We start from the raw sequence: 22,614 nt of genomic DNA, 5'->3' as shown, positions 1-22,614 counted from the left end.
GGCGGTCTGGGCTGGGGCTGTGGGGTGGGGCTTGGGGGGCTGTGCAGTTGTGAGGGGAGCGGGGCCTGGAGTGGGCCGGGGAGTGCGAGTTCTCGCCGCCGTGTGCCGCGCTCCTTGTTTACGGCAACGAAATTCGGCGTGGGAAAGTGCCCGGAAATAGCCACTCCATTGGGTGGTTCCGGTCTAGGCGATTCGGGGGACGATTGGCGGTGAGGGTGAGCGTTTGGGGTTGCGCTCTGTGTGCGACTACCCGCCTGGGTGCCGTGTGGGCGATCAGGCGGGTAGTCGGGGATTAGAGAATGCGGTTCCTGAAGCTCTAGCGGTTCACGTCCCGGACTGCGCCCTTTGCGGCGTCGGTGGTCAGGAGGGCGTAGGCGCGCAGGGCTGCCGTCACCGGGCGGACTCGGTCTGTTGGTTGCCAGGGGCGCTCGGAGGCTTCCATCTTCGCCCTGCGCTCAGCCAGCACCTCGTCCGGGACCTGGAGTTCCAGCTTGCGCTCGTGGATGTCGATGACGATCCGGTCGCCGTCGCGCACCAGGCCGATCGTGCCGCCGCCCGCCGCTTCCGGCGACACGTGGCCGATCGACAGTCCCGACGTCCCGCCGGAGAAGCGGCCGTCGGTGATCAGGGCGCACCTCTTGCCCAGGCCCGCGCCTTTCAGGAATGCGGTCGGGTGGAGCATTTCCTGCATTCCCGGGCCGCCGGCCGGGCCTTCGTACCGCACGACCAGCACGTCGCCGGGCTGGATCTCCTTGTTCAGGATCACCGACACGGCCTGTTCCTGCGATTCGACGACCCGCGCCGGGCCTTCGAAGTGCCAGAGGTCCTCGTCGATGCCGGCCGCTTTGATGACCGCGCCGCGCTCGGCGAGGTTGCCGTGCAGCACGGCCAGGCCGCCGTCCTTCGTGTACGCGTGCTCGACGTCGCGGATGCAGCCGCCCGCCGCGTCCGTGTCGAGCTTCGACCAGCGGTTGCTCGTGGAGAACGCCTGGGTGGTCCGGACGCCGCCGGGTGCGGCGTGGAACAGTTCGACGGCCTTCTCCGACGGCGACTCGGCGCGGACGTCCCACGCCGACAGCCACGACGCCACGTCCGGCGAGTGCACCGTGCGGACGTTCTCGTTCAGCAGCCCGCCGCGCCAGAGTTCACCCAGCAGGGCCGGGATGCCACCCGCCCGGTGGACGTCTTCCATGTGGTAGTCCGAGTTCGGCGACACCTTCGACAGGCACGGCACGCGCCGGCTGAGTTCGTCGATGTCGGCCAGGGTGAAGTCGATCTCACCCTCCTGCGCCGCCGCGAGGATGTGCAGCACCGTGTTGGTCGAGCCGCCCATGGCCATGTCCAGCGCCATCGCGTTCTCGAACGCCGCGCGCGACGCGATCGAGCGCGGCAGCACCGACTCGTCGTCCTCGCCGTAGTACCGCCGGCACAGCTCCACGATCGTGCGCCCCGCCTCGGAGAACAGCTCGCGCCGTGCCGCGTGGGTGGCGAGCGTCGACCCGTTGCCGGGCAGCGCCAGGCCCAGCGCCTCGGTGAGGCAGTTCATCGAGTTCGCGGTGAACATGCCCGAGCACGACCCGCACGTCGGGCACGCCGAGCGCTCGACCTCGGTCAGGCCGGCGTCGTCGACGTCGGGTGACGCGGACGCGGCGATCGCGGTGATCAGGTCGGTCGGCGCGACGGCGACGCCGTCGACCACGACCGCCTTGCCGGCCTCCATCGGCCCGCCGGAGACGAACACGACGGGGATGTTCACGCGCATCGCGGCGTTGAGCATCCCGGGCGTGATCTTGTCGCAGTTGGAGATGCACACGATGGCGTCCGCCTGGTGCGCGTTCACCATGTACTCGACCGAGTCGGCGATGATCTCGCGCGAGGGCAGCGAGTAGAGCATGCCGCTGTGGCCCATGGCGATGCCGTCGTCCACGGCGATGGTGTGGAACTCGCGCGGCACGCCGCCCGCCTCGCGCACGGCCTCCGCCACGATGTCGCCGAGGTCGCGGAGGTGCACGTGACCGGGCACGAACTGCGTGTAGGAGTTGGCGATGGCCACGATCGGCTTGCCGAAATCGCTGTCGGTCATGCCGGTCGCGCGCCACAGCGCGCGGGCCCCGGCGGCGTTGCGGCCGTGGGTCGTGGTGCGGGAACGGAGCGGTGGCACGGCTCCTCCAGAATCTGCGTCTCAAGCGGTGTCGCGACAGGTGCCGGGTGGGCGCCTTAAGTCCGGGAGCGGTGATTAGAGGCTACTCCGCCGCAACGCCCCCGTGACCAGCACGCCCGCGAGCGCGAGTGTGATGACGTGCACTGCCGTGCACCACAGGCAGACCTTGCCGATCAGCACGAACTCGGCGGCGACCAGGTAGACGACGAACAGCACGCCCACGGCGATCGAGGCCAGCCGCACCCAGTGCAGCCGGTCGTCACGCCACGCCACGGGCAGGCACAGCACGGTCAGGAACGCGAAGAACGCCAGTCCGAGGACGGCCACCGGGATACCGAGGAGCTCGGACTGCTCACTGGTGGTGACGGTGCCGCAGTCGATGACCGCGTTCTCGGCGCACAGCAGCACGCCCTCCCGGAAGTGCGCCACGGTCAGGTAGACCGACACCGCGAGTCCCGCGAGGGACAGCAGGAGGCTGACCGCGGGCACCCACCGGAGCTGCGTGTTCGACGTCACTCCGCTGACTCTACGGAGTCGGGTGTTGCGTTCGGGTCAGGGACGCGACCGCCGCTCACGTGTGCCAGCGCGGGCAGGTGACCGACCCGGACGGCGGGCAGCCGGACCAGTGAACCGTCGTTCAGCACGGCGCTGAGCCAGCCCTTCGGCACGACCTTGATGGCCTTCACCTCGTCCCACGCGATGACCCGCTTGCCGAAGGTCGAACGGGCGACGAGCTGCGAAGAGTCCACCGTGGTCCGGTTGCGCAGGACCCACCACGCGAACCCCAGCGGAACCAGGTAGACGGCCTGGAGGCCGGGTGCCGCCCACGCGAACGGGGTCGCGCAGATCGTGATGGTGGCGGCGGCGAGCAGGGCGGGCGCGGGGATCCGGAAGACGAGCTTGTCCACGTGCCGAGATGCTGCCAAACACCCGTCGACCGGGTGACCCCGGGCTGCTTTCACCCGGTCGTGGGTGTCCACCATCCGGGAGAGCCGTCCCGCACAGTTGACGCCCCTCGCAGTTGACGGTTAACGTCACGGCCATGCAGCGCACCCTCGTTCTCGTACTTCCCAGGCGCGTCGACGCCTAGGCAGGTACAGGCTGCGTCGACGCGCGACCCTCGTCCGACCCTCCGGGTGGCGAGGGTTTTTTCGTGCCCGGACCGTGCATTCTCCACACCCACGAGGCAGACAGATGACCAGCGCAACCTCGCGACCGGCTCCCGGTGAGTCGACGTCGCCCCGCCCTGGACCGCGGCCGAAACCGGCCCCGCCGAGCGGCGCCCCCCTCCGCGTGACCGGCGCCCAGTCCCTCGTCCGCTCCCTGGAGGCGGTCGGCTGCGAGGTGGTGTTCGGCATTCCCGGCGGCACGATCCTGCCCGCGTACGACCCGCTGCTCGACTCCACGAAGGTCCGCCACATCCTGGTGCGCCACGAGCAGGGCGCGGGTCACGCCGCGACCGGCTACGCGCAGGCCACCGGTGAGGTCGGGGTGTGCATGGCCACCTCCGGCCCGGGTGCGACGAACCTGGTCACGCCGCTGGCCGACGCGAACATGGACTCGGTCCCGGTGGTCGCCATCACCGGCCAGCAGTCCCGCCCGCTGATCGGCACCGACGCGTTCCAGGAAGCCGACATCTGCGGCATCACGATGCCGATCACCAAGCACAACTTCCTCGTCACCGACGCCGCGGACATCCCGCGGGCGATCGCCGAGGCGTTCCACCTGGCGTCCACCGGACGTCCCGGCCCCGTCCTGGTGGACATCCCCAAGGACGTGCTGCAGGAGATGACCTCGTTCTCCTGGCCGCCGGAGCTGCGCCTGCCCGGCTACCGGCCGACGACCCGGCCGCACGGCAAGCAGGTGCGCGAGGCCGCGAAGCTGATCGCGGCCGCCAAGCGCCCCGTCCTGTACGTGGGCGGCGGCGTCATCAAGGCCGAGGCGTCGCCGGAGCTGCTGCGGCTGGCCGAGGAGACGAACATCCCGGTCGTCACGACGCTGATGGCGCGCGGCGCGTTCCCCGACTCGCACCGCCAGCACCTGGGGATGCCCGGGATGCACGGCTCGGTGGGCGCGGTGGCCGCGATGCAGAAGTCCGACCTGCTGGTGGCGCTGGGCGCGCGGTTCGACGACCGGGTCACCGGGCAGCTCAACTCGTTCGCGCCGGACGCGCGGGTCGTGCACGCCGACATCGACCCGGCGGAGATCTCCAAGAACCGGCGTGCGGACGTGCCGATCGTGGGCGACTGCAAGGAGATCATCGCCGAGCTGATCGACGCGGTGCGCGCGGAGAAGGAGCACGCGAACCGCGCCGTCGACCTGACCCCGTGGTGGGAGCAGCTGGACGCGCTGCGCACCACGTTCCCGGTGGGCTACGACTGGCCGGAGGACGGGACGCTGTCGCCGCAGTACGTGATCGAGCGGATCGGCCTGCTGACGCCGCCGGACACCCTGTTCACGGCCGGTGTCGGGCAGCACCAGATGTGGGCCGCGCAGTTCGTGAAGTACGAGCGGCCGCGCACGTGGATCAACTCCGGCGGCCTGGGCACCATGGGCTACGCGGTGCCCGCGGCCATGGGCGCGAAGGCCGGCGTGCCGGGCGTCCAGGTGTGGGCGATCGACGGCGACGGCTGCTTCCAGATGACCAACCAGGAACTGGCCACCTGCGCCATCGAGAACATCCCGATCAAGGTCGCCGTGATCAACAACGGCAACCTGGGCATGGTCCGCCAGTGGCAGACCCTGTTCTACGGCGAGCGCTACTCCAGCACCGACCTGGGCACGCACAAGCACCGCATCCCGGACTTCAAGCTGCTCGCCGAGGCGATGGGCTGCGCCGGGCTGCGCGCCGAGTCCCGTGACGAGGTGGACGCGGTCATCCAGCAGGCCATGGAGATCGACGACCGCCCGGTGGTCATCGACTTCGTGGTCGGCAAGGACGCCCAGGTGTGGCCGATGGTCGCGGCGGGCACCGGCAACAGCGAGATCATGGCCGCGCGGGGCATCCGCCCGCTGTTCGACGAGGACGAGTGAACGTGAGCGCCCGCGGGCGCCGGATCGCGATGACGTGTGATGTTCCCGGTGCGGCTGTCGCCCGCGCGGATCGAAACGACGAGGACGAGTGATGACTAGGCACACCCTGAGCGTTCTGGTCGAGGACAAGCCCGGTGTCCTCGCGCGGGTGGCGGGGCTGTTCTCCCGCCGCGGCTTCAACATCGAGTCGCTCGCCGTCGGTCGCACCGAACACCCCGACATCTCCCGGATGACGATCGTGGTCTCCGTGGAGGAACTGCCGCTGGAGCAGGTCACCAAGCAGCTCAACAAGCTGATCAACGTCATCAAGATCGTGGAGCTGGAGACGACCGCGTCGGTGCAGCGCCAGTTGCTGCTGGTCAAGGTCCGCGCCGACGCGACCGTGCGCAGCCAGGTCCTGGAAACGGTGCAGTTGTTCCGCGCGAAGGTGGTCGACGTCTCCCCGGAGGCGGTCACCGTCGAGGCGACCGGGACGTCTGAGAAGCTCGACGCGCTGCTGCGGATGCTGGAGCCGTACGGGCTCCGCGAGATCGTCCAGTCCGGCATGGTCGCCATCGGCCGTGGCGCCCGCTCCATCACCGCGACCGCGGTGCGCTGAAATCCGTTTTGTAGGAAGGAAGTACCACCAGTGAGCGTCGAGATCTTCTACGACGACGATGCCGACCTGAGCATCATCCAGGGGCGCAAGGTCGCGGTCATCGGCTACGGCAGCCAGGGGCACGCGCACGCGCTGAGCCTGCGCGACTCGGGCGTCGACGTCCGCATCGGCCTGCCCGAGGGGTCCAAGTCCCGCGCCAAGGCCGAGGAGGAGGGACTGCCGGTCGGCACCCCCGCCGAGGTCTCCGCCGAGGCGGACCTGATCATGATCCTGGCGCCGGACACCGCGCAGCGGCACATCTACGCGCAGGACATCGCCCCGAACCTGAAGGACGGCGACGCGGTCTTCTTCGGCCACGGCTTCAACATCCGCTACGGCCTGATCGAGGTTCCGTCCAACGTGGACGTCGCCATGGTCGCGCCGAAGGGGCCGGGCCACCTGGTGCGCCGCCAGTTCGTCGACGGCAAGGGCGTGCCGGCGCTGATCGCGGTCGAGCAGGACGCCACGGGCGGCGCGCAGGCGCTGGCCCTGTCCTACGCCAAGGGCATCGGCGGCACCCGCGCGGGCGTCATCAAGACGACGTTCAAGGAGGAGACCGAGACCGACCTGTTCGGTGAGCAGGCGGTGCTCTGCGGCGGCGCGTCGGCGCTGGTGCAGGCCGGTTTCGAGGTGCTGACCGAGGCGGGCTACGCCCCCGAGGTGGCCTACTTCGAGTGCCTGCACGAGCTCAAGCTGATCGTGGACCTGATGTACGAGGGCGGCATCGCCCGGATGCGCTACTCCATTTCGGACACCGCCGAGTACGGCGACCTCACCCGCGGCCCGCGCGTGGTCACGCCCGGGGTCAAGGAGGAGATGCGCAAGATCCTCGGCGAGATCCAGGACGGCACGTTCGCCACCGAGTGGGTGAACGAGGACGACGCCGGCCGCGGCAACTACAAGAAGTTGCAGCAGGAAGGCGAGCAGCACCCGATCGAGGAGGTCGGCAAGAAGCTGCGCGGGCTCATGTCGTGGGTCGACCGGCCCATCACCGAGACTGCCTGAGTCTCTTCGCCAAGACGGAGCCCGCGGTGTTCACCGACGCCGCGGGCTCCGGTATATGTAAGGCCCATGAGCGACAGCGCGCCGATCTACGACGACAAGGCCCACGTGCGGGGCAACCTCGACCTCACCGGCGCAGCCTGGATCCGCAGCGACGAGGGCGCGGAAGAAGAGGAAGAGCACGTCGAGATCGCGTTCGTCGAGCACACCGACGGGGTGACCTACACGGCGATGCGGAACTCGGCGCACCCCGAAGGCCCGGTCCTGGTGTTCACGCCCGCCGAGTGGGAGGCGTTCATCCTGGGCGTCAAGGACGGCGAGTTCGACGAGCCCTGGTAGGCCCGTGACCGTGCGGCTCGGGTGGCTCGGGTGGCTCGGGCGGCTGAGGGTGGGGCGCTGGCGTTATGGCGCTGTGGGCTGGGCGTTGAGGGGCGGGTCAGGCTGGTTGGAAGAACGCGAGCATCTGCCGGGAGGCGTCCGGTGACATGAGGAGCTGCTGGATGCGCGCGGACTCCCGGGCCGCGGTGCCGGTGCGCTCGAACATCTCGCGCTCGTACTCCGCGACGGCGGCCGGGACGTCGTCCGGGTGGGCGGCCAGTGCGAGGGCGAGCAGGGCACCGTCGAGCAGCGCCATGTTGGCGCCTTCGCCGACCGGCGGCATCAGGTGCGCGGCGTCGCCGACCAGCGTGACGCCCGGCGTCGACGGCCAGGTCAGGCCGATCGGGAGAGTGGTGATCGGCCGCGGCACGATCGTGTCGTCGCAGGCCGCCACCAGCGCGGTGAACCGCGGGTGCCAGCCGGGCAGCAGGTCGATCAGCCGGGCACGGGCGGCGGCCGGGTCGTCGAACGGGATCGCGCTGGTGGCGAACCAGTCCTCGGCGGTGTTGTAGAAGCTCAGGCCGATGCGGACGCGGCCGTCGCCGTTGCGCTGCGCCGCCAGCGACAGGCCGTTGCCGAGCACCCAGTAGTTGCCGCGCCCGACCATCGCCGCGAGGTCGGGGTGCGTGCGGTCGATGTCGGGGATGCCGATCTCCACCACGTTCTGGCCGAGGTGCACCGGGCGGGCGTCGGTGAGCAGCGGGCGGATCCGGGACTGCGCGCCGTCCGCGCCGACCAGCAGGTCGCACGTGGCGCTGCTGCCGTCGGCGAAGCGCAGCATGCCGTGGTCCGCGGAGGTGACCGCGTGCCCCCAGCGCACGGTGTGTTCGGGCAGGGAGTCCAGCAGCAGGTCGCGCAGGTCGGCGCGGTCGACCTCGGGACGGGCGAGCGGGGCGTCGTCGGGCGTGTCCTCTTGGAGCAGCAGGGTGCCGTCCGGTTCGAGGAGCCGCATGTCCTGGCCTTCGCCGCGGGCGATCGCGAAGAACTGGTCGATCAGCCCGGCTTCGCGCAGCGCCCGTTGCCCGGAGTGGATGTCGAGCATGCCGCCCTGCCCGCGCGCCTCGCGTGACTGATCGCGTTCGTACACGACGGCGTCGATGCCGTTGACGTGCAGCACGCGGGCGAGAGCCAGGCCGCCGAGACCGGCTCCGACGATGGCGATGGTCATTCGCCCCTCCTTGATACGTCGTCCTGGGTCGATACGCTGTAGTGCTCGATACAGTGTATCGGGTGATGCGGTGTATTGTCACCGGCATGGTGGTGTGGGAGAGGCCGGAGCCGCCGAGCCGACCCGTGCCGTCCCCGCTGAGCCGGGAGCGGATCGTCCGGGCGGCCGTCGAGCTGGCGGACGCGGACGGCTTGGCCGCGGTGTCGTTGCGCAAGGTCGCGACCGTGCTCGACGTCGGGCCGATGCGGCTGTACGGCTACATCGCCGGCAAGGAGGAGCTGCTCGACCTGATGGTCGACGCGGTCCACGCCGGGATCTTGCCGACCGGGGACGGGTGGCGGGCGGCGCTGCGGTCCCTCGCCGAGACCACCCGGAGTGTCGTCCACCAGCACGAGTGGCTCGCGGACCTGCTGGGTGGTCGGCCCCAGCTCGGACCGCACGCGCTGGCCACGGGGGAGGCCGTCGTGGCCGCGCTGGGCGATGTCGACGTGGACGACGTCATGCCGGTGGTCGCCGCCGTCAACGCGTACGTGATCGGCGCGGTGCGTCGCGAGATCGCCGAACGGCGTGCCGAGCGGGCCACCGGGATGGACGAACAGCGGTGGCAGGCCACGCTCGGGCCCTACCTGGAGCGGACCTTCGCCACCGGCCGGTTCCCGGCGCTGGCCACGGTGGTGCGCGACGCCGCCCACTCCGACGCCGACCAGACCTTCCGGATCGGCCTCGACTTCCTGCTCGACGGCATCGCGGTCCGCCTCTCGGGGTGACGCGTCCGCAAGCCGGATCGGTGGCTGGGAAACGAGCGGGGGCGTGGGGAACGAGCGGTGGTGTGGAGGGCGAGCGGTGGCGTGGGAACGAGCGGGGGCGTGAGGGGTTAGCCGCGCCAGAAGCGGCGGGCCTCGCCGATCAGGCAGTCGCACGTGGACTCGGGGTAGTCGCACCACCAGCACGTCGGCTCCGGAGGCCGGAACTGGGTGCGGAGCGGCTTCGGTGTGGTGGTGCGCCGGACCGGCGTGGCCCACGTGGCGGCGGTGGGTGTGAGGAGCGTCGGGCGTGATCGCGGTGCCAGGTCCAGGGCTCGGCCCGCGCCCCAGGTGACGGTCCGGCCGTCCACGGCGGTGAACGGGTGCGCGCGCGTGAAGAGCTGGTCGCGGCGCGCGGCGAACGCACCCAGCGCGTACGTGCCGCGCGGCACCGCGATGTCGACGGGTTCGCCGAGCCGGGCCGGCACGATCAGACCGTTGTGGTTCTGCTGCCCGGTCAGCACCAGGCCCACCGGATCCCCTTGGCGCAGACCGGAAGCCTGCGCCGACGCGGTGAGGTTCGGGCGCACGGTCACCACGTTGCCGCCGAGGTCCGGGCGCACCGGCGTGCCGCTCACGTCGAACGCGCGCACGGGCCTGCCGGACGGGTCGAAGAGCGCGTCACGCCGGTCGTATAAGTAGCGGGCGGCGAACACCGCGAACGGGCCGATCGGGCCCAGCACGAGCGATGCGGCGAACTGCGCCATCAGGGTGTAGCCCTCCCGGCGTTCCGCGTCGGTCGGGTGGAACGGGTTGGCGGTCATGACGATCCGATGCCGGCCCCGCGCCGGGTGATACGAGGGCGGGGTCGTCGTGTGGCCGCGGAGGTCACCGCGCGGGCGGCGGGCCCTCGGAAGGGCCGTTCACCCGGACCGGCGATACAGGACACCCGTACGGGAAACCAGCAGGTGAGACAGGGCACCCGGGTGGTGGAAGCGGCGCCGCCGCCGGCTATGCTCGTTAACAACCCGGACACATTGCCGTGGCCGGCCGCGCGGGTCTCGGCTCGCTGTGACGGCCCCGCGCTCCCCACCCGCCTTGCCCAACCCCCGGGAGCACGTCCGTGACCAAGCCCGTTGTCCTGATCGCCGAGAAGCTAGCCCCGTCCGTTCTCGACGTCTTCGGCGAAGGCATCGAAGTGCGCCACGTCGACGGCACCGACCGTCCCGCGCTCCTCGAAGCCGTGGCCGACGCCGACGCGCTGCTGGTCCGGTCCGCCACGAAGGTGGACAAGGAAGTCCTCCAGGCCACCACGAAGCTCAAGGTCGTGGCCCGCGCGGGCGTCGGCCTGGACAACGTCGAGGTGCCGGCGGCCACCGAGCGCGGCGTCATGGTGGTCAACGCCCCGACCTCCAACATCGTCAGCGCCGCCGAGCACGCCGTGGCCCTGCTGCTGGCCACCGCCCGGCAGATCCCGGCCGCGCACGCCACCCTCCAGAACAACGAGTGGAAGCGCAGCAAGTTCAACGGCGTCGAGATCAACGGCAAGACGATCGGCGTGGTCGGCCTGGGCAAGATCGGCCAGCTGTTCGCCGCCCGGATCGCCGCGTTCGGCACCGAGATCATCGCCTACGACCCGTACGTCAGCCAGCAGCGCGCCGCCCAGCTCGGCATCGAGCTGGTGACGCTGGAGGAGCTGCTGGAGCGCGCCGACGCGATCTCCATCCACCTGCCCAAGACCCCCGAGACCAAGGGCCTGATCGGCGCGGAGCAGCTGGCCAAGGCCAAGCGCGGCGTGATCATCGTCAACGCCGCGCGCGGTGGCCTGGTCGACGAGGAGGCGCTGGCCGAGGCGGTCAAGGAGGGTCAGGTCGGCGGCGCGGGCATCGACGTGTTCAGCACCGAGCCCACCACCGAGAGCCCGCTGTTCGGGGTGCCGAACGTGGTCGTGACGCCGCACCTGGGCGCGTCGACCAGCGAGGCGCAGGACCGCGCGGGCACCGACGTGGCGAAGTCGGTGCTGCTGGCGTTGCAGGGCGACTTCGTGCCCGACGCGGTGAACGTGCAGGGCGGCGGTGTGGTCGGTGAGGAGGTCCGCCCCTACCTGCCGCTGGTGCAGAAGCTCGGCGCGGTCGTGGCGGCGCTGTCGGCGAAGGCCCCGACCAGCGTCACCATCGAGGTGCGCGGCGAGCTGTCCAACGAGGACGTGGCGGTGCTGCCGCTGGCCGCGCTGCGCGGCGTGTTCTCCAGCGTGGTGGAGGAGCAGGTCACGTTCGTCAACGCGCCGAGCCTCGCCGCGTCGCTGGGCGTCTCGGTCGACCTGGTCAAGGAGCCGGAGAGCGCCAACCACCGCAGCCTGGTGACGGTGCGCGCGGTGCAGGCCGACGGCGCGGTGATCTCGGTGTCCGGCACGCTGACCGGCCTGGACCAGGTGGAGAAGGTGGTCGGCGTGAACGGCCGCAGCTTCGACCTGCGCGCCGAGGGCAACGTGCTGCTGCTGGAGTACCCGGACCGGCCGGGCGTGATGGGCGCGGTCGGCACCCTGCTGGGCGAGGCCGGGGTGAACGTCGAGGCGGCGCAGATCAGCCAGACCAAGGACGGCTCGGACGCGTTCATGCTGCTGCGCGTCGACCGGCCGGTGGACACCGCGGTGCTGAACCCGATCGGTGCGGCGGTGGGTGCGCACACGGTGCGCGCGGTCAGCTTCGAGTGACCTGATCGGCTTCGGCGGTTGGTCGGCTTTGAGTGAGCTGATCGGGCTTGGCGGTTGGTCGGTTGAGTGGGCTGATCGGCTTGTGGCGGTTGGTGGGCTTTTGGTGAGTTGATCGGTGGAGTTGGTTCCCGGCGGGCCGGGGGTCACGGGTAGCGGTGTTCTCCGGGGTTGCCCTGGAGATTCCGCAGCCCGGCGGCCCCCGGCCGCTGTGGTCGTGGAGTCGGGGCTGTGCAGTGGGGTCTGTGCACGCTTGCGGCCACGGTGTGTGAACGGGCGCGAGCGCGGTCGCTGAGAAGGGTTATCGTCGCAGGTCCCAGCGGTGTCACAGTTGACGGTTGGTCCTCAAATCTGTGGGTGCCGTCACTCTTTCGGTCTAAATGATCGGCTCGGCGGAGCGATTAGGTTCCACCCACGAGGTTGACCCGGTGTCGTAGAGGGCACGGCACCGCGCGGGCAGCTCCACCCCTACCGGACACCGAGCGATGCTGCCTGCCGGGTCGAATCAGACCTCGGTTGGGGCACGTTGTGAGCCGATCTCGCGTTGTCGCCAGATCAGCGGTACCGGTGTTGGCGGCGATCCTCGTCGCCGGTTCGACCGCCGCGCCCGCGCTGGCCGCGGAGGACCAGCCGGCCGAGTCCGTCGCCGCCGCGCACGGGCTGGACGCCGGCAAGTTGCAGTTGAAGGTGGGCAAGCGGCTGACCGCCGCCGAGGGCCGGGTCACCGCGTTCGTGGAGTTGGAGGCCAAGCCGGCCGTCGACACCTACACCGAGAAGACCAGCCAGGGCGCGACCAAGCAGCAGGCCAAGGACGCCGCCAAGGCCACGAAGAACGACACCGGCAAGGTCGTCGACTCCGTGGTGCGCGACCTCAAGGGCAAGGACGCCGCGACCAAGGAGGTCTACCGGACCGGCAACGGCGTGGTGGGCGTGGTCGTCACGGCCGACGCCGACAAGGTCCGGGAGATCGCGCAGCGCGCGGACGTGAAGTCCGTCCGCACCGTGGTCCCGAAGTCCCGGCAGAACTCCTCCGCCGTCCAGCTGACCAACACGCTCAAGGTGTGGCAGCAGTACGGCAAGCTCGGTGACGACACCCGGATCGGCATCATCGACACGGGCATCGACTACACGCACGCCGACTTCGGCGGTCCGGGCACCATCCCGGCGTTCGAGGCGATCGACGAGACCAAGGTCGACGCCTCCTACTTCCCGACCGCCAAGGTGGTCGGCGGCTACGACTTCGTCGGCAACGGCTACGACGGCGAGAGCAAGGACCCGGCCGTCAACACCCCGAAGCCCGACCCGAACCCGATCGACTGCAACGGCCACGGCTCGCACGTCGCCGGCACGTCGGCGGGCTTCGGCGTCAACGCCGACGGCTCCACGTTCAAGGGCGACTACACCAAGCTGACCGGCGACTCGCTCAACGCGCTGCGCATCGGCCCCGGCACCGCGCCGAAGGCCCTGCTCTACGCGCTGAAGGTGTTCGGCTGCGAGGGTTCGACCAACGTCACCGCGCAGGCCCTGGACTGGTCGCTCGACCCGGACGGCGACGGCGACTTCTCCGACCACCTCGACGTGGTCAACCTGTCGCTGGGCTCCGACTACGGCGCCCCGGACGACCCGGACTCGCTGTTCGTCCGCAAGCTCAACGCCTCCGGCGTCGTGACGGTGTTCTCCGCGGGCAACGGCGGCGACCTGTACGACATCGGCGGTGCGCCGGGCAGCACCCCCGAGTCGCTGACCGTGGCCAGCTCCCGTGACGCGTACGTGCTGCGCGACGCCGCCGAGGCGACCGCGCCGGCCGCCGTCGCGGGCCTCAAGTCCGGCCAGTACAGCCAGTCGTACAACTACGAGGGCAAGTCGGTCACGGCTCCGGTCGTGCCGTTGGGCGACGCCGGCAACAAGGACGGCTGCCAGCCGCTGTCGGCCGCCGACGCGGCCGCCGTCAAGGGCAAGATCGCGTGGCTGGAGTGGGACGACAACGACGCCAGCCGGCGCTGCGGTTCGGGCGCGCGGGCGAACAACGTGACCGCCGCGGGCGCGGTGGGCGCGATCTTCAGCTCGACCCTGGAGAACTTCAGCGCGGGCATCGCGGGCAACGCGGCCATCCCGGTCATCCAGCTCACCGGCGGCGCGACCGCGTCGGTGCGGCCGGCGCTGACCGCGGGCACGCTGACCGTCCGCCTCGCGGGCTACCTGCGCACCGCGCTGCCGACCTACGACCAGGCGATCACCGACACGCCGAGCTCGTTCACCTCGCGCGGCGTGCGCGGCCCGGTCGTGAAGCCGGACGTGGCCGCGCCCGGTGACTCGATCGCCTCCGCGGCGGTCGGCTCGGGCAACAAGACCGCGGTGCTCAGCGGCACGTCGATGGCGGCCCCGCACACCACGGGCATCGCCGCGCTGGTCCGCCAGGCCCACCCGGACTGGACCCCGGAAGAGGTCAAGGCCGCGATCATGAACAGCGCGTCCGCCGACGTGAAGGCCGACGGCAAGACCTACGCGCCCAACCGCGTGGGTGCCGGCCGGATCGACGGCAAGGCGGCCCTGGACAACCAGGTGCTGGCGTACGTGCAGGACGACCCGGGCGCGGTCAGCGCGTCGTTCGGCGTGGTCGAGGTGACCAGGCCGGTGGCGCTGTCCAAGACGGTCAAGGTGGTCAACAAGTCCACCAGGTGGGTCGACTACACGATCGACTACGAGGCCCTGACCAGCATCCCGGGCGTCAAGTACGAGCTGTCGCAGAGGACCGTGCGGCTCAGCCCGCGCGGCATCGCCAAGGTCAAGGTCACGCTGAAGATCGACGACCCGGCGGCGCTGCGCAAGACCGTCGACCCGACGGTCGAGGCCACCCACCTCGACGTGCCGCGCCAGTTCCTGGCCGACGCGTCCGGTCGGATCGTGTTCACGCCCAAGAGCGGGTCCACGGTCGCGCTGCGGGTGCCGGTGTACTCGGCCCCGAAGCCGGCGGCGGACATCAACACGCCGAGCAACGTCACGTTCAAGGGCAACGCCAAGCAGTCGGTGCTCAACCTGACCGGCCGCGGCGTCAACCAGGGTGCCTACAAGTCGCTGGTCAGCGTCCTGGAGTTGCAGCAGACCTCGCCGAAGCTGCGCGAGTGCCGCCGCAACGTGACGACGAACTGCACGCTCAACGACACCGCCAAGGGCGGCGACCTGCGGTACGTGGGCGCCACGTCCACCGCGCCGCTGGCCAAGGCGCAGGGCGAGCCGCAGAACGCGCTGCTCGCGTTCGGCCTCGTGACCTGGGGCAACTGGTACAACCTGGGTAACAACACGGTGCCGTTCGTCGACATCGACACGACCGGTGACGGCGTGCCGGACTTCGAGGTCTACGCGAACAAGCTGACCGACACCGACCTGCTGGTGGCGGTCACGCAGGACCTGCGGACCGGGGAGACGGTCGACATCCAGGCCGTCAACGGCCAGTTCGGCGACGTGGACACCAACGTGTTCGACACGAACGTGGTGGTCCTGCCGGTGCTGCTGTCGTCGCTGGACATCGACCCGAACGCGGACACCTCGCGGATCTCCTACACCTCGGGCGTGGCCGGCTTCTACGTCGCGCCGGGCACGAAGAACGGGCTGATCGACTCGATCGGCACGCCGTCGTCGTTCGACCCGCTCAAGCCGGGCCTGTGGGTGCAGGGCGGCGGCGACGCCGCGCTGTCCTACGTGGCCCGTCCGGGCACCGCGCTGGTGGTCAACCGCGACGCCGCGGCGCTGACCGCCGACAAGGCGGACAGCCTGCTCGTCCTCAACCACCACAACGCCACCGGTGACAAGGCCGACGTGGTGAAGGTGAAGGCGACCAGGAGCAACCGCTCAGCGGACTGACGTCCGTGCGTCACTCTGGCCGGTCGGGGTTGCCCCGGCCGGCCAGAGCCGTTTACGCACATCGGGTGACGGCCGAACGGGGGCACTGAACCGTTCGGGTGTCCCGCAGTACGGGACATATGGCCACTGAAGTGTGTTCCGAGTGCGGTGAACGGGTCCGCGACCGGTAGCCTTTCGCAAAGGAAACTAGTCCCGCGCAATGGGACTGATACCTGGGAGGTGTGTGGATGCGGCTCGCAGTGATCCCAGGAGACGGGATCGGGCCCGAGGTCGTCGCCGAGGCCCTGAAGGTGCTCGGTGAGGTCGTTCCGGCGGCTGAGATCACCCGCTATGACCTCGGCGCGGCGCGCTGGCACGCCACAGGTGAGCTCTTGCCGGAGTCCGTGCTGGGCGAACTGCGCCAGCACGACGCGATCCTGCTCGGTGCGGTCGGGGACCCCTCGGTCCCCAGCGGCATCCTGGAACGCGGTCTGCTGCTCCGTCTCCGCTTCGAACTGGACCACCACGTGAACCTGCGCCCGGCCCGGTTGTACCCGGGAGTGCGCAGTCCGATCGCCGATCCGCCGGAGATCGACATGGTGGTCGTGCGGGAGGGCACCGAAGGTCTGTACGCGGGCAACGGCGGCCTCCTGCGCAAGGACACGCCGCACGAGATCGCCACCGAGGTGTCGATCAACACCTCGTTCGGGGTGGAGCGGGTGGTGCGGGACGCGTTCGCCCGAGCGGCGAACAGGCCCCGCAAGCACCTCACGCTGGTGCACAAGACCAACGTGCTCACGCACGCGGGTTCGTTGTGGTCGCGCGTGGTGGAGGAGGTGTCGTTGCAGCACCCCGACGTGACGGTGGCCTACCAGCACGTCGACGCGGCGACCATCCACCTGGTCACCGACCCGGCCCGGTACGACGTGATCGTGACGGACAACCTGTTCGGCGACATCCTCACCGACCTGGCGGCGGCGGTGACGGGCGGAATCGGACTGGCGGCCAGCGGCAACCTGGACGTGACGCGGCGCAACCCGAGCATGTTCGAGCCGGTGCACGGCAGCGCGCCGGACATCGCCGGGCAGGGCATCGCGGACCCGACGGCGGCGGTCCTCTCCGTCGCCCTGATGCTCGACCACCTCGGTGAGCACGAGCCCGCCCGGCGGATCGAGGCCTCGGTGGCGTTCGACCTGGCCACCCGGGACCACGCCTCGCCGGGGGCGACCTACGCGGTGGGCGACCGGCTCGCCGCACTGGTCAGCTCGAACGTCCGCACGGGCTGAGACCCGGGCGCTTCGGACCCGAAGGCCGCTCCGACCACGTTGGTCGGAGCGGCCTTCGGGTTTTTGGCGTGCCGGTGCGGGCGGTGCGTGGCTGGTGGTGGCGCGTGGCGCGTGGTGCGTGGGTGCGTGGGTGCGTGGGTGCGTGGCGTGGCGCGTGGTGCGTGGCGGGTGGGTGCGGTGCGTGGCTGTGTGGTGGGGCTGTGTGTGGTGGAAGCAGGGCGGGGAGTGAGCAGGGCCACGGGAATCGTGTTCTGGCAGGTCCACGACGTAGGGTCGGCGGAGCTTCCTGCGGGGGAAGTCCGGTCGAAATCCGGCGCTGACCCGCAACGGTAGGTCGTCCGCTCCGGCGGAGGACGAGCCCGATCACCCGCAGGCGGCCGAACGGTTCCACCTCCTGCCGTGGTCTGCGGGACGGGTGCGATGGTCCCTCGGGCTGCGTGCCGCACGGCCACCCGTCCGAAAGGCGACCGGTGACCAAACGGCTGTGCGCCGGCCTGACCGTGCTGCTGGCCCTGTCGATCGTGTGCGGCGTGTCGCTGGGGCCGGTGAGCGTCCCGTTCTCCGACGTCATGCGGTTGCTGAAGGCGGCGTTCACGGGAGACGTGATCGCCGCCGCGGAAGCGGGCGCGTACCGGATCGTCTGGGACATCCGGCTGCCCCGGGTGCTCCTCGCCGCGGTGGTCGGAGCGGGGCTGTCGGTCGTGGGCGTGGCGATCCAGGCGATGGTCCGCAACGCCCTGGCCGACCCGTACGTGCTGGGCATCTCGTCGGGAGCGAGCGTCGGCGCGACGGCGGTGGCCACGACCGGCCTGTTCGCGGCGCTGGGCATCTACGCGCTGTCGACGGCGGCGTTCCTGTCGGCGCTGGCCGCGATGGCGCTGGTGTACCTGGCCGCCCGGCGCGGCGGGCTCACCCCGTTGCGGCTGGTGCTCACCGGGACGGCGATGGCGTACGGCTTCTCCGCGATAGCCATGCTGCTGGTGTTCCAGGCACCGCGCGGCGAGGCGGCGCGCGCGGCGATGTTCTGGCTGCTGGGCAGCCTGGGCGGGGTGACGTGGATGTCGCTGCCGATCGCGGCGACGGTGGTCCTGGCTGGCATCACCTACCTGCGGGTGCAGGCGAAGAACCTCAACGCGATGTCGATGGGCGACGAGACCGCGACCACGCTCGGCGTCGACATCACCCGGCTGCGCAAAGTCCTGTTCGTGGTGACGGCGGCCATGACGGGCGTGCTGGTGGCGGTCAGCGGGGCGATCGGCTTCGTCGGCCTGATGCTCCCGCACCTGGTGCGGCTCGTGGTCGGCGCGGACCACCGCAAGGTCCTGGCCGTCGCGCCACTGGCCGGAGCCTGCTTCCTGATCTGGGTCGACGTGGCGGCCCGCCTGCTGGCCGCCCCCGAAGAGCTGCCGCTGGGAGTGATCACGGCGGCGCTGGGCGTGCCGTGCTTCGTGTTCCTGATGCGTGGGCGCGGCTACGTGTTCGGCGGCAAGTGATGCGTGTGGTCGTGGGCGGCGTCTGTGGCGGGTGTGGTGTGGAGGACGGGGGAAGGCGTGGTGGATGTCGAGGTCGACGGGGTCACGGTGGCGGGGATCCTGCGTGGCGTCACGGTGTCGGTGGGCGGCGGAGAGGTGCACGGGATCGTCGGGCCCAACGGCAGCGGCAAGTCCACGACGTTGAGGTGCGTCTACCGGGCGTTGCAGCCGACGGGCGGGGTCGTGCGGTTGGGCGGACGCCCGCTGGCCGAGCTGACGGTGCGGGAGAGCGCGCGCGAGATGGCGGCGTTGACGCAGGACAGCCACGTGGAATTCGACTTCACGGTGGCCGAGGTCGTGGCGATGGGACGGTTGCCGCACCAGACGGGGTTCGACGGGGAGACGCGGGAGGACCGGGAGATCTGCGCGTCGGCGCTGTCCCGGATGGACGCCGCGCACCTGTCCGGCCGGAGCTTCCTGAGCCTGTCCGGTGGCGAGCGCCAACGGGTGCTGATCGCGCGGGCGCTGGCGCAGGAGCCGAACGTGCTGGTGCTCGACGAGCCCACGAACCACCTGGACATCAGCCACCAGCTGGCGGTGCTGGCCCTGGTGCGCGGGTTGGGCATCACGGTGCTGACCGTGCTGCACGACCTGAACCTGGCGGCGGCGTACTGCGACCGGCTGCACGTGATGGACGACGGGCTGGTGGTCGTTTCCGGGAAGCCGGAGGACGTGCTGACGCCGGACGTGCTGCTGGAGGTCTTCCGGGTGAAGGCCCACGTGGTGCCGCACCCGGTGAGCGGAGTTCCCCAGCTGCTGTTCGAGCACCGGCTGTAGCAGTGATCCGGGCGACTGGTTCGGGGCTGGTGAGGCGCGGGTGTGGGTGCTGGGTGCGAGTGCGGGCGCTGGGTGTGGGCGCTGGGTGTGGGCGCTGGGTGTGAGTGCGGGTGTGAGTGCGGGTTTCAGGTGAAGGCAGAGGGGTGTTGTGGTGAAGAGGCTCGTGGCGGTTGCGGTTGTGCTGGGGCTGGCGGGGTGCGGCGCGACGATCGCGGAGACGCCCTCGACGGGAGGGAAGGTGACGGTCAGGAACTGCGGCGTCGACGTGACGTTCGACCAGGCCCCGAAGCGGGTCGTCACCAACGACTCGGGGATCGCGGAGCTGATGTTCGCGCTCGGGCTGGGCGACCGGATGGCGGGCTACGTCCTCGGTGACAGCCAGGAGGGCGACGTCGGCAGCTCGCCGTGGAAGGCGGACTTCGCCAAGGTCCCGAAGCTGGCCTCGGAGATCAACAAGGAGGTCGTGCAGGGCGCGTCGGCGGACCTGGTGTTCGCCGGGTGGAACTACGGGTTCTCGGAGAGCACCGGGTTCACGCCCGAGGCGTTGAAGGGGCTGGGGGTCGCGACCTACCAGCTGACCGAGGCCTGCCTCAACGGCGTGGGCAAGCAGCGGGGGATCATGCCGCCACTGGACGCGCTGTACACCGACCTGCGCAACCTCGGCACGATCTTCGGGGTGTCCGACCGGGCCGACGCGCTGATCACCGGCTACCAGAAGCAGGTCGCCGACGCGGAGAAGTTGCTGGCGGGCAAGCCGCGGCCGAAGGTGTTCCTGTACGACAGCGGTCTGGACCAGCCTTTTACGGCCGGGAAGAACGCGGCCCCGCAGGACATCATCGGGAAGGCGGGCGGCGACAACATCTTCGGCGACCTGGACGACAGTTGGACCACGGTGGGCTGGGAGTCGGTGGTCGCCCGCGCGCCCGAGGTCATCCTGATCAACGACTACGCGGACGGCGACGCGAACACCCCCGACCAGAAGCGGGCGTTCCTGGAGTCGTACCCGGCGCTGAAGGAGGTTCCGGCGGTGCGCGACAAGCGGTTCTTCGTGCTGCCTTACGCGGCGCTGGTCGAGTCGCCGCGCAACCCGGCGGCGATCGAGTCGTTCGCGCGGTTCCTGGCTCAGGGGTGAGCCCGACGCGGGACTTGGCGGTGACTGTCGCAAGTGGGCGGTGGGGGTTGCGGTGGTGGCTGGGTTCTAGGGCTTGAAAAGCGTCCTCGCCGGACGGGCGAGCCGCCAAGGATGACGGCGGTGGTGCGGTGGGCGTCGTGTCATCCCCGTATGGCCCGGTCGGAGACAACCACCCTTGGGCAGTGAGGGCAAGCGAAGGGCGTGCTTGCCCTCACTGCCCAAGCGCGGTTCGCTGGCGCGCGGGCCATACGGGGATGACACGACGCGGCAGGGGGATTGTGGGGGCGCGATTGGGTGGTGAGGTGCGGTGGGAGTGAGCTGTGGGGCGGGGGTGGGGATGGGGATCGGGTGGTTGTGGGGGTTGGGGTTGGGGTGGGGTTTGTGGGCGTTGGCGTTGCTCAGAGTGTGGGAACACCCGTCCGTGGCTTGGTAGTCGCCGCTCGGCTGTGGCAGGATTCCGAACGTGGCTCTCTTCGCCGTGATCATTATTTCTGAGCGCGCCGGGTAAGTGCTTCCCAAGCACCCGGCGCGCTGACCTCTCGCATCCTGCGGGGGGTCTTTTTGTTTTCCATGATCTTCTCTAGGAGACCCTCGTGACCACGCTCGGCGATTCCTTCCACGTCTACGACACGACCTTGAGGGACGGTGCGCAGGGCGAGGGCATCACCTACTCGGTCTCGGACAAGCTCGCGGTCGCGCGGCTGTTGGACGGGCTGGGCGTCGGGTTCATCGAGGGCGGCTGGCCTGGGGCTTTGCCGAAGGACACCGAGTTCTTCGCACGGGCGGCCAGGGGCGATCTGACGCTCAAGAACGCGCAGCTGGTGGCGTTCGGCTCGACCCGCAAAGCGGGCGTGAAGGTGCAGGACGACAAGCAGGTCCGTGCCCTGTTGGACTCGGGGGCGCCTGTTGTCACGTTGGTCGCCAAGTCGGATCGACGGCACATCGAGCGCGCGTTGCGGACCGATGTCGCGGAAAATTGCGCCATGGTGCGCGACACCGTGCGCTTCCTCGTGGCCGAGGGCCGGCGGGTGTTCCTCGACGCCGAGCACTTCTTCGACGGCTTCGCGTTCGACTCCGACACCTCCTTGCGCACGTTGGAGTCCGCTGTGGAGGGTGGCGCGGATGTCGTCGTCCTCTGCGACACGAACGGCGGTCAGCTCCCGCTGGGACTGGCCGAGACCGTGGCCGACGTGGTCGCCCGCACGGGCTTCCGGGTCGGCATCCACTGCCAGGACGACACGTCCTGCGCGGTGGCCAACACCATCGCGGCGGTGCAGGCGGGGGCGACCCACGTGCAGTGCACCGCCAATGGCTACGGCGAGCGAGCGGGTAACGCCGACCTGTTCGCCGTCGTCGGGAACCTCGTGACCAAACTCGGCCTGGACGTGCTACCGCGCGAATCCCTGGCCGAGCTCACCCGTGTCTCCCATGCCCTTGCCGAAATCGCGAACATCGCACCCGACTCCCACCAGGCCTACGTCGGGTCGTCGGCCTTCGCCCACAAGGCGGGGCTGCACGCGAGCGCGATCAAGGTGGACCCGGAGCTCTACAACCACATCGATCCGGGCGCCGTCGGCAACGACATGCGGGTGCTGGTCACCGAGATGGCGGGTCGGGCCAGTCTCGAACTCAAGGGACGTGAGTTCGGGATCGACCTGACCCGCCGGCCTGACACGCTCACCACCGTGGTGCGCAAGGTGAAGGAACTGGAGGCGGGTGGCTGGTCGTTCGAGGCCGCCGACGCCTCGCTGGAGCTGCTGTTGAAGGACGAGCTGTCCGAACTGGACGCGCCGCCGTTCACGCTGGAGTCCTACCGGGTCGTGCTCGACCACACCCAGGACGGTTCGATCGTGTCCGAGGCGACGGTCAAGGTGCACGTGGCGGGCGAACGCGTCATCGCCACGGCCGAGGGCAACGGGCCGGTGCACGCGCTGGACGCTGCGTTGCGCAAGGCGTTGCTGCCACACCTGTCCTGGTTGGACAGCGTGCAGTTGAACGACTACAAGGTGCGCATCCTCACCGATCAGCACGGCACCGACGCCGTCACCCGCGTGCTCGTGGAGTCGACGGACGGCGAACGCGAGTGGACCACGGTCGGCGTCCACGGGAACATCGTCGAAGCCAGTTGGCTTGCGTTGTGTGACGCCCTGGTGCACAAGGCGACGCGTGTGGGGGAGTGAGTGGTGGGGGTTTTGAATGGTGGGGTGTGAGTGGT

17 protein-coding genes are annotated in these 22,614 nt (G+C 70.3%); 12 read left to right on the top strand and 5 right to left on the bottom strand.

From position 1 onward, the window contains the following. Nucleotides 1-316: 316 nt before the first annotated feature. The 3 genes from ilvD to BN6_RS34815 form a co-directional block, all read right to left on the bottom strand. Nucleotides 317-2,161 (bottom strand): dihydroxy-acid dehydratase, encoded by a 1,845-nt coding sequence (gene ilvD, locus BN6_RS34825; protein ID WP_015104559.1) that lies wholly within the window; start codon nt 2,159-2,161, stop codon nt 317-319. 75 nt (nt 2,162-2,236) lie between these two features. After that, complete coding sequence (locus tag BN6_RS34820) at nt 2,237-2,677, bottom strand: vitamin K epoxide reductase family protein (RefSeq protein ID WP_015104558.1); 441 nt, start codon at nt 2,675-2,677, stop codon at nt 2,237-2,239. Then, the gene (locus BN6_RS34815; protein WP_051075849.1) at nt 2,674-3,069 is read right to left on the bottom strand and encodes a PH domain-containing protein; all 396 of its coding nucleotides are present in this window, start codon (nt 3,067-3,069) and stop codon (nt 2,674-2,676) included. The genes BN6_RS34820 and BN6_RS34815 overlap by 4 nt, the downstream gene beginning before the upstream one ends. Before the next feature lie 286 nt (nt 3,070-3,355). Here BN6_RS34815 and BN6_RS34810 point away from each other — a divergent pair, with 286 nt between their 5' ends. From BN6_RS34810 to BN6_RS34795, 4 genes are all read left to right on the top strand, one after another. Then, a complete protein-coding gene (locus BN6_RS34810; RefSeq protein WP_015104555.1) occupies nt 3,356-5,194 on the top strand; it encodes an acetolactate synthase large subunit in 1,839 nt (612 codons plus the stop codon). 91 nt (nt 5,195-5,285) lie between these two features. Next, complete coding sequence (ilvN, locus tag BN6_RS34805; RefSeq protein WP_015104554.1) at nt 5,286-5,792, top strand: acetolactate synthase small subunit; 507 nt, start codon at nt 5,286-5,288, stop codon at nt 5,790-5,792. Nucleotides 5,793-5,822: 30 nt separating this feature from the next. Further along, nucleotides 5,823-6,836, top strand: coding sequence for a ketol-acid reductoisomerase (gene ilvC / locus BN6_RS34800; protein WP_015104553.1), 1,014 nt, complete (start codon nt 5,823-5,825; stop codon nt 6,834-6,836). A 66-nt stretch (nt 6,837-6,902) separates the two neighbouring features. After that, nucleotides 6,903-7,172, top strand: a complete 270-nt coding sequence (locus BN6_RS34795; protein WP_015104552.1) for a DUF397 domain-containing protein — start codon at nt 6,903-6,905, stop codon at nt 7,170-7,172. Nucleotides 7,173-7,269: 97 nt separating this feature from the next. On the opposite strand, the gene BN6_RS34790 is transcribed toward BN6_RS34795, so the two are convergent. Then, entirely contained in the window at nt 7,270-8,379 is a 1,110-nt protein-coding gene (locus BN6_RS34790) for an FAD-dependent oxidoreductase (protein ID WP_015104551.1), read from the bottom strand. An 86-nt stretch (nt 8,380-8,465) separates the two neighbouring features. Between BN6_RS34790 and BN6_RS34785 the strand changes: the two genes are divergently transcribed. After that, nucleotides 8,466-9,146, top strand: coding sequence for a TetR/AcrR family transcriptional regulator (locus BN6_RS34785; RefSeq protein WP_041315145.1), 681 nt, complete (start codon nt 8,466-8,468; stop codon nt 9,144-9,146). 107 nt (nt 9,147-9,253) lie between these two features. Here the strand turns inward: BN6_RS34785 and BN6_RS34780 are convergent, their stop codons facing one another. Beyond that, on the bottom strand, nt 9,254-9,946 hold the full coding sequence (locus tag BN6_RS34780; RefSeq protein WP_015104549.1) for a hypothetical protein: 693 nt from the start codon (nt 9,944-9,946) through the stop codon (nt 9,254-9,256). Nucleotides 9,947-10,245: 299 nt separating this feature from the next. Between BN6_RS34780 and serA the strand changes: the two genes are divergently transcribed. The 7 genes from serA to cimA all read left to right on the top strand — a co-directional run bounded on the left by serA (nt 10,246) and on the right by cimA (nt 22,579). After that, nucleotides 10,246-11,835, top strand: coding sequence for a phosphoglycerate dehydrogenase (serA, locus tag BN6_RS34775; RefSeq protein WP_015104548.1), 1,590 nt, complete (start codon nt 10,246-10,248; stop codon nt 11,833-11,835). A gap of 525 nt (nt 11,836-12,360) precedes the next feature. Then, nucleotides 12,361-15,693 (top strand): S8 family serine peptidase, encoded by a 3,333-nt coding sequence (locus BN6_RS34770; protein ID WP_015104547.1) that lies wholly within the window; start codon nt 12,361-12,363, stop codon nt 15,691-15,693. Nucleotides 15,694-15,920: 227 nt separating this feature from the next. Then, nucleotides 15,921-16,958 (top strand): 3-isopropylmalate dehydrogenase, encoded by a 1,038-nt coding sequence (locus tag BN6_RS34765; protein ID WP_015104546.1) that lies wholly within the window; start codon nt 15,921-15,923, stop codon nt 16,956-16,958. 470 nt (nt 16,959-17,428) lie between these two features. After that, nucleotides 17,429-18,451 carry a FecCD family ABC transporter permease gene (locus BN6_RS34760; protein ID WP_231904826.1) on the top strand — a complete coding sequence of 341 codons (1,023 nt, stop codon included), beginning with the start codon at nt 17,429-17,431 and terminating at the stop codon, nt 18,449-18,451. Between the two features lie 57 nt (nt 18,452-18,508). Then, nucleotides 18,509-19,267: an ABC transporter ATP-binding protein gene (locus tag BN6_RS34755; protein WP_015104544.1), complete on the top strand. Its 759-nt coding sequence runs from the start codon at nt 18,509-18,511 to the stop codon at nt 19,265-19,267. Nucleotides 19,268-19,430: 163 nt separating this feature from the next. Continuing rightward, nucleotides 19,431-20,399, top strand: a complete 969-nt coding sequence (locus BN6_RS34750) for an ABC transporter substrate-binding protein (protein ID WP_231904825.1) — start codon at nt 19,431-19,433, stop codon at nt 20,397-20,399. Between the two features lie 593 nt (nt 20,400-20,992). Then, complete coding sequence (gene cimA, locus BN6_RS34745; RefSeq protein WP_015104542.1) at nt 20,993-22,579, top strand: citramalate synthase; 1,587 nt, start codon at nt 20,993-20,995, stop codon at nt 22,577-22,579. The last annotated feature ends 35 nt before the right edge of the window (nt 22,580-22,614 follow it).

Source organism: Saccharothrix espanaensis DSM 44229 (assembly GCF_000328705.1).
Taxonomy (GTDB): Bacteria; Actinomycetota; Actinomycetes; order Mycobacteriales; family Pseudonocardiaceae; genus Actinosynnema; species Actinosynnema espanaense.
This window is presented reverse-complemented; position numbering and strand designations above follow the sequence as displayed.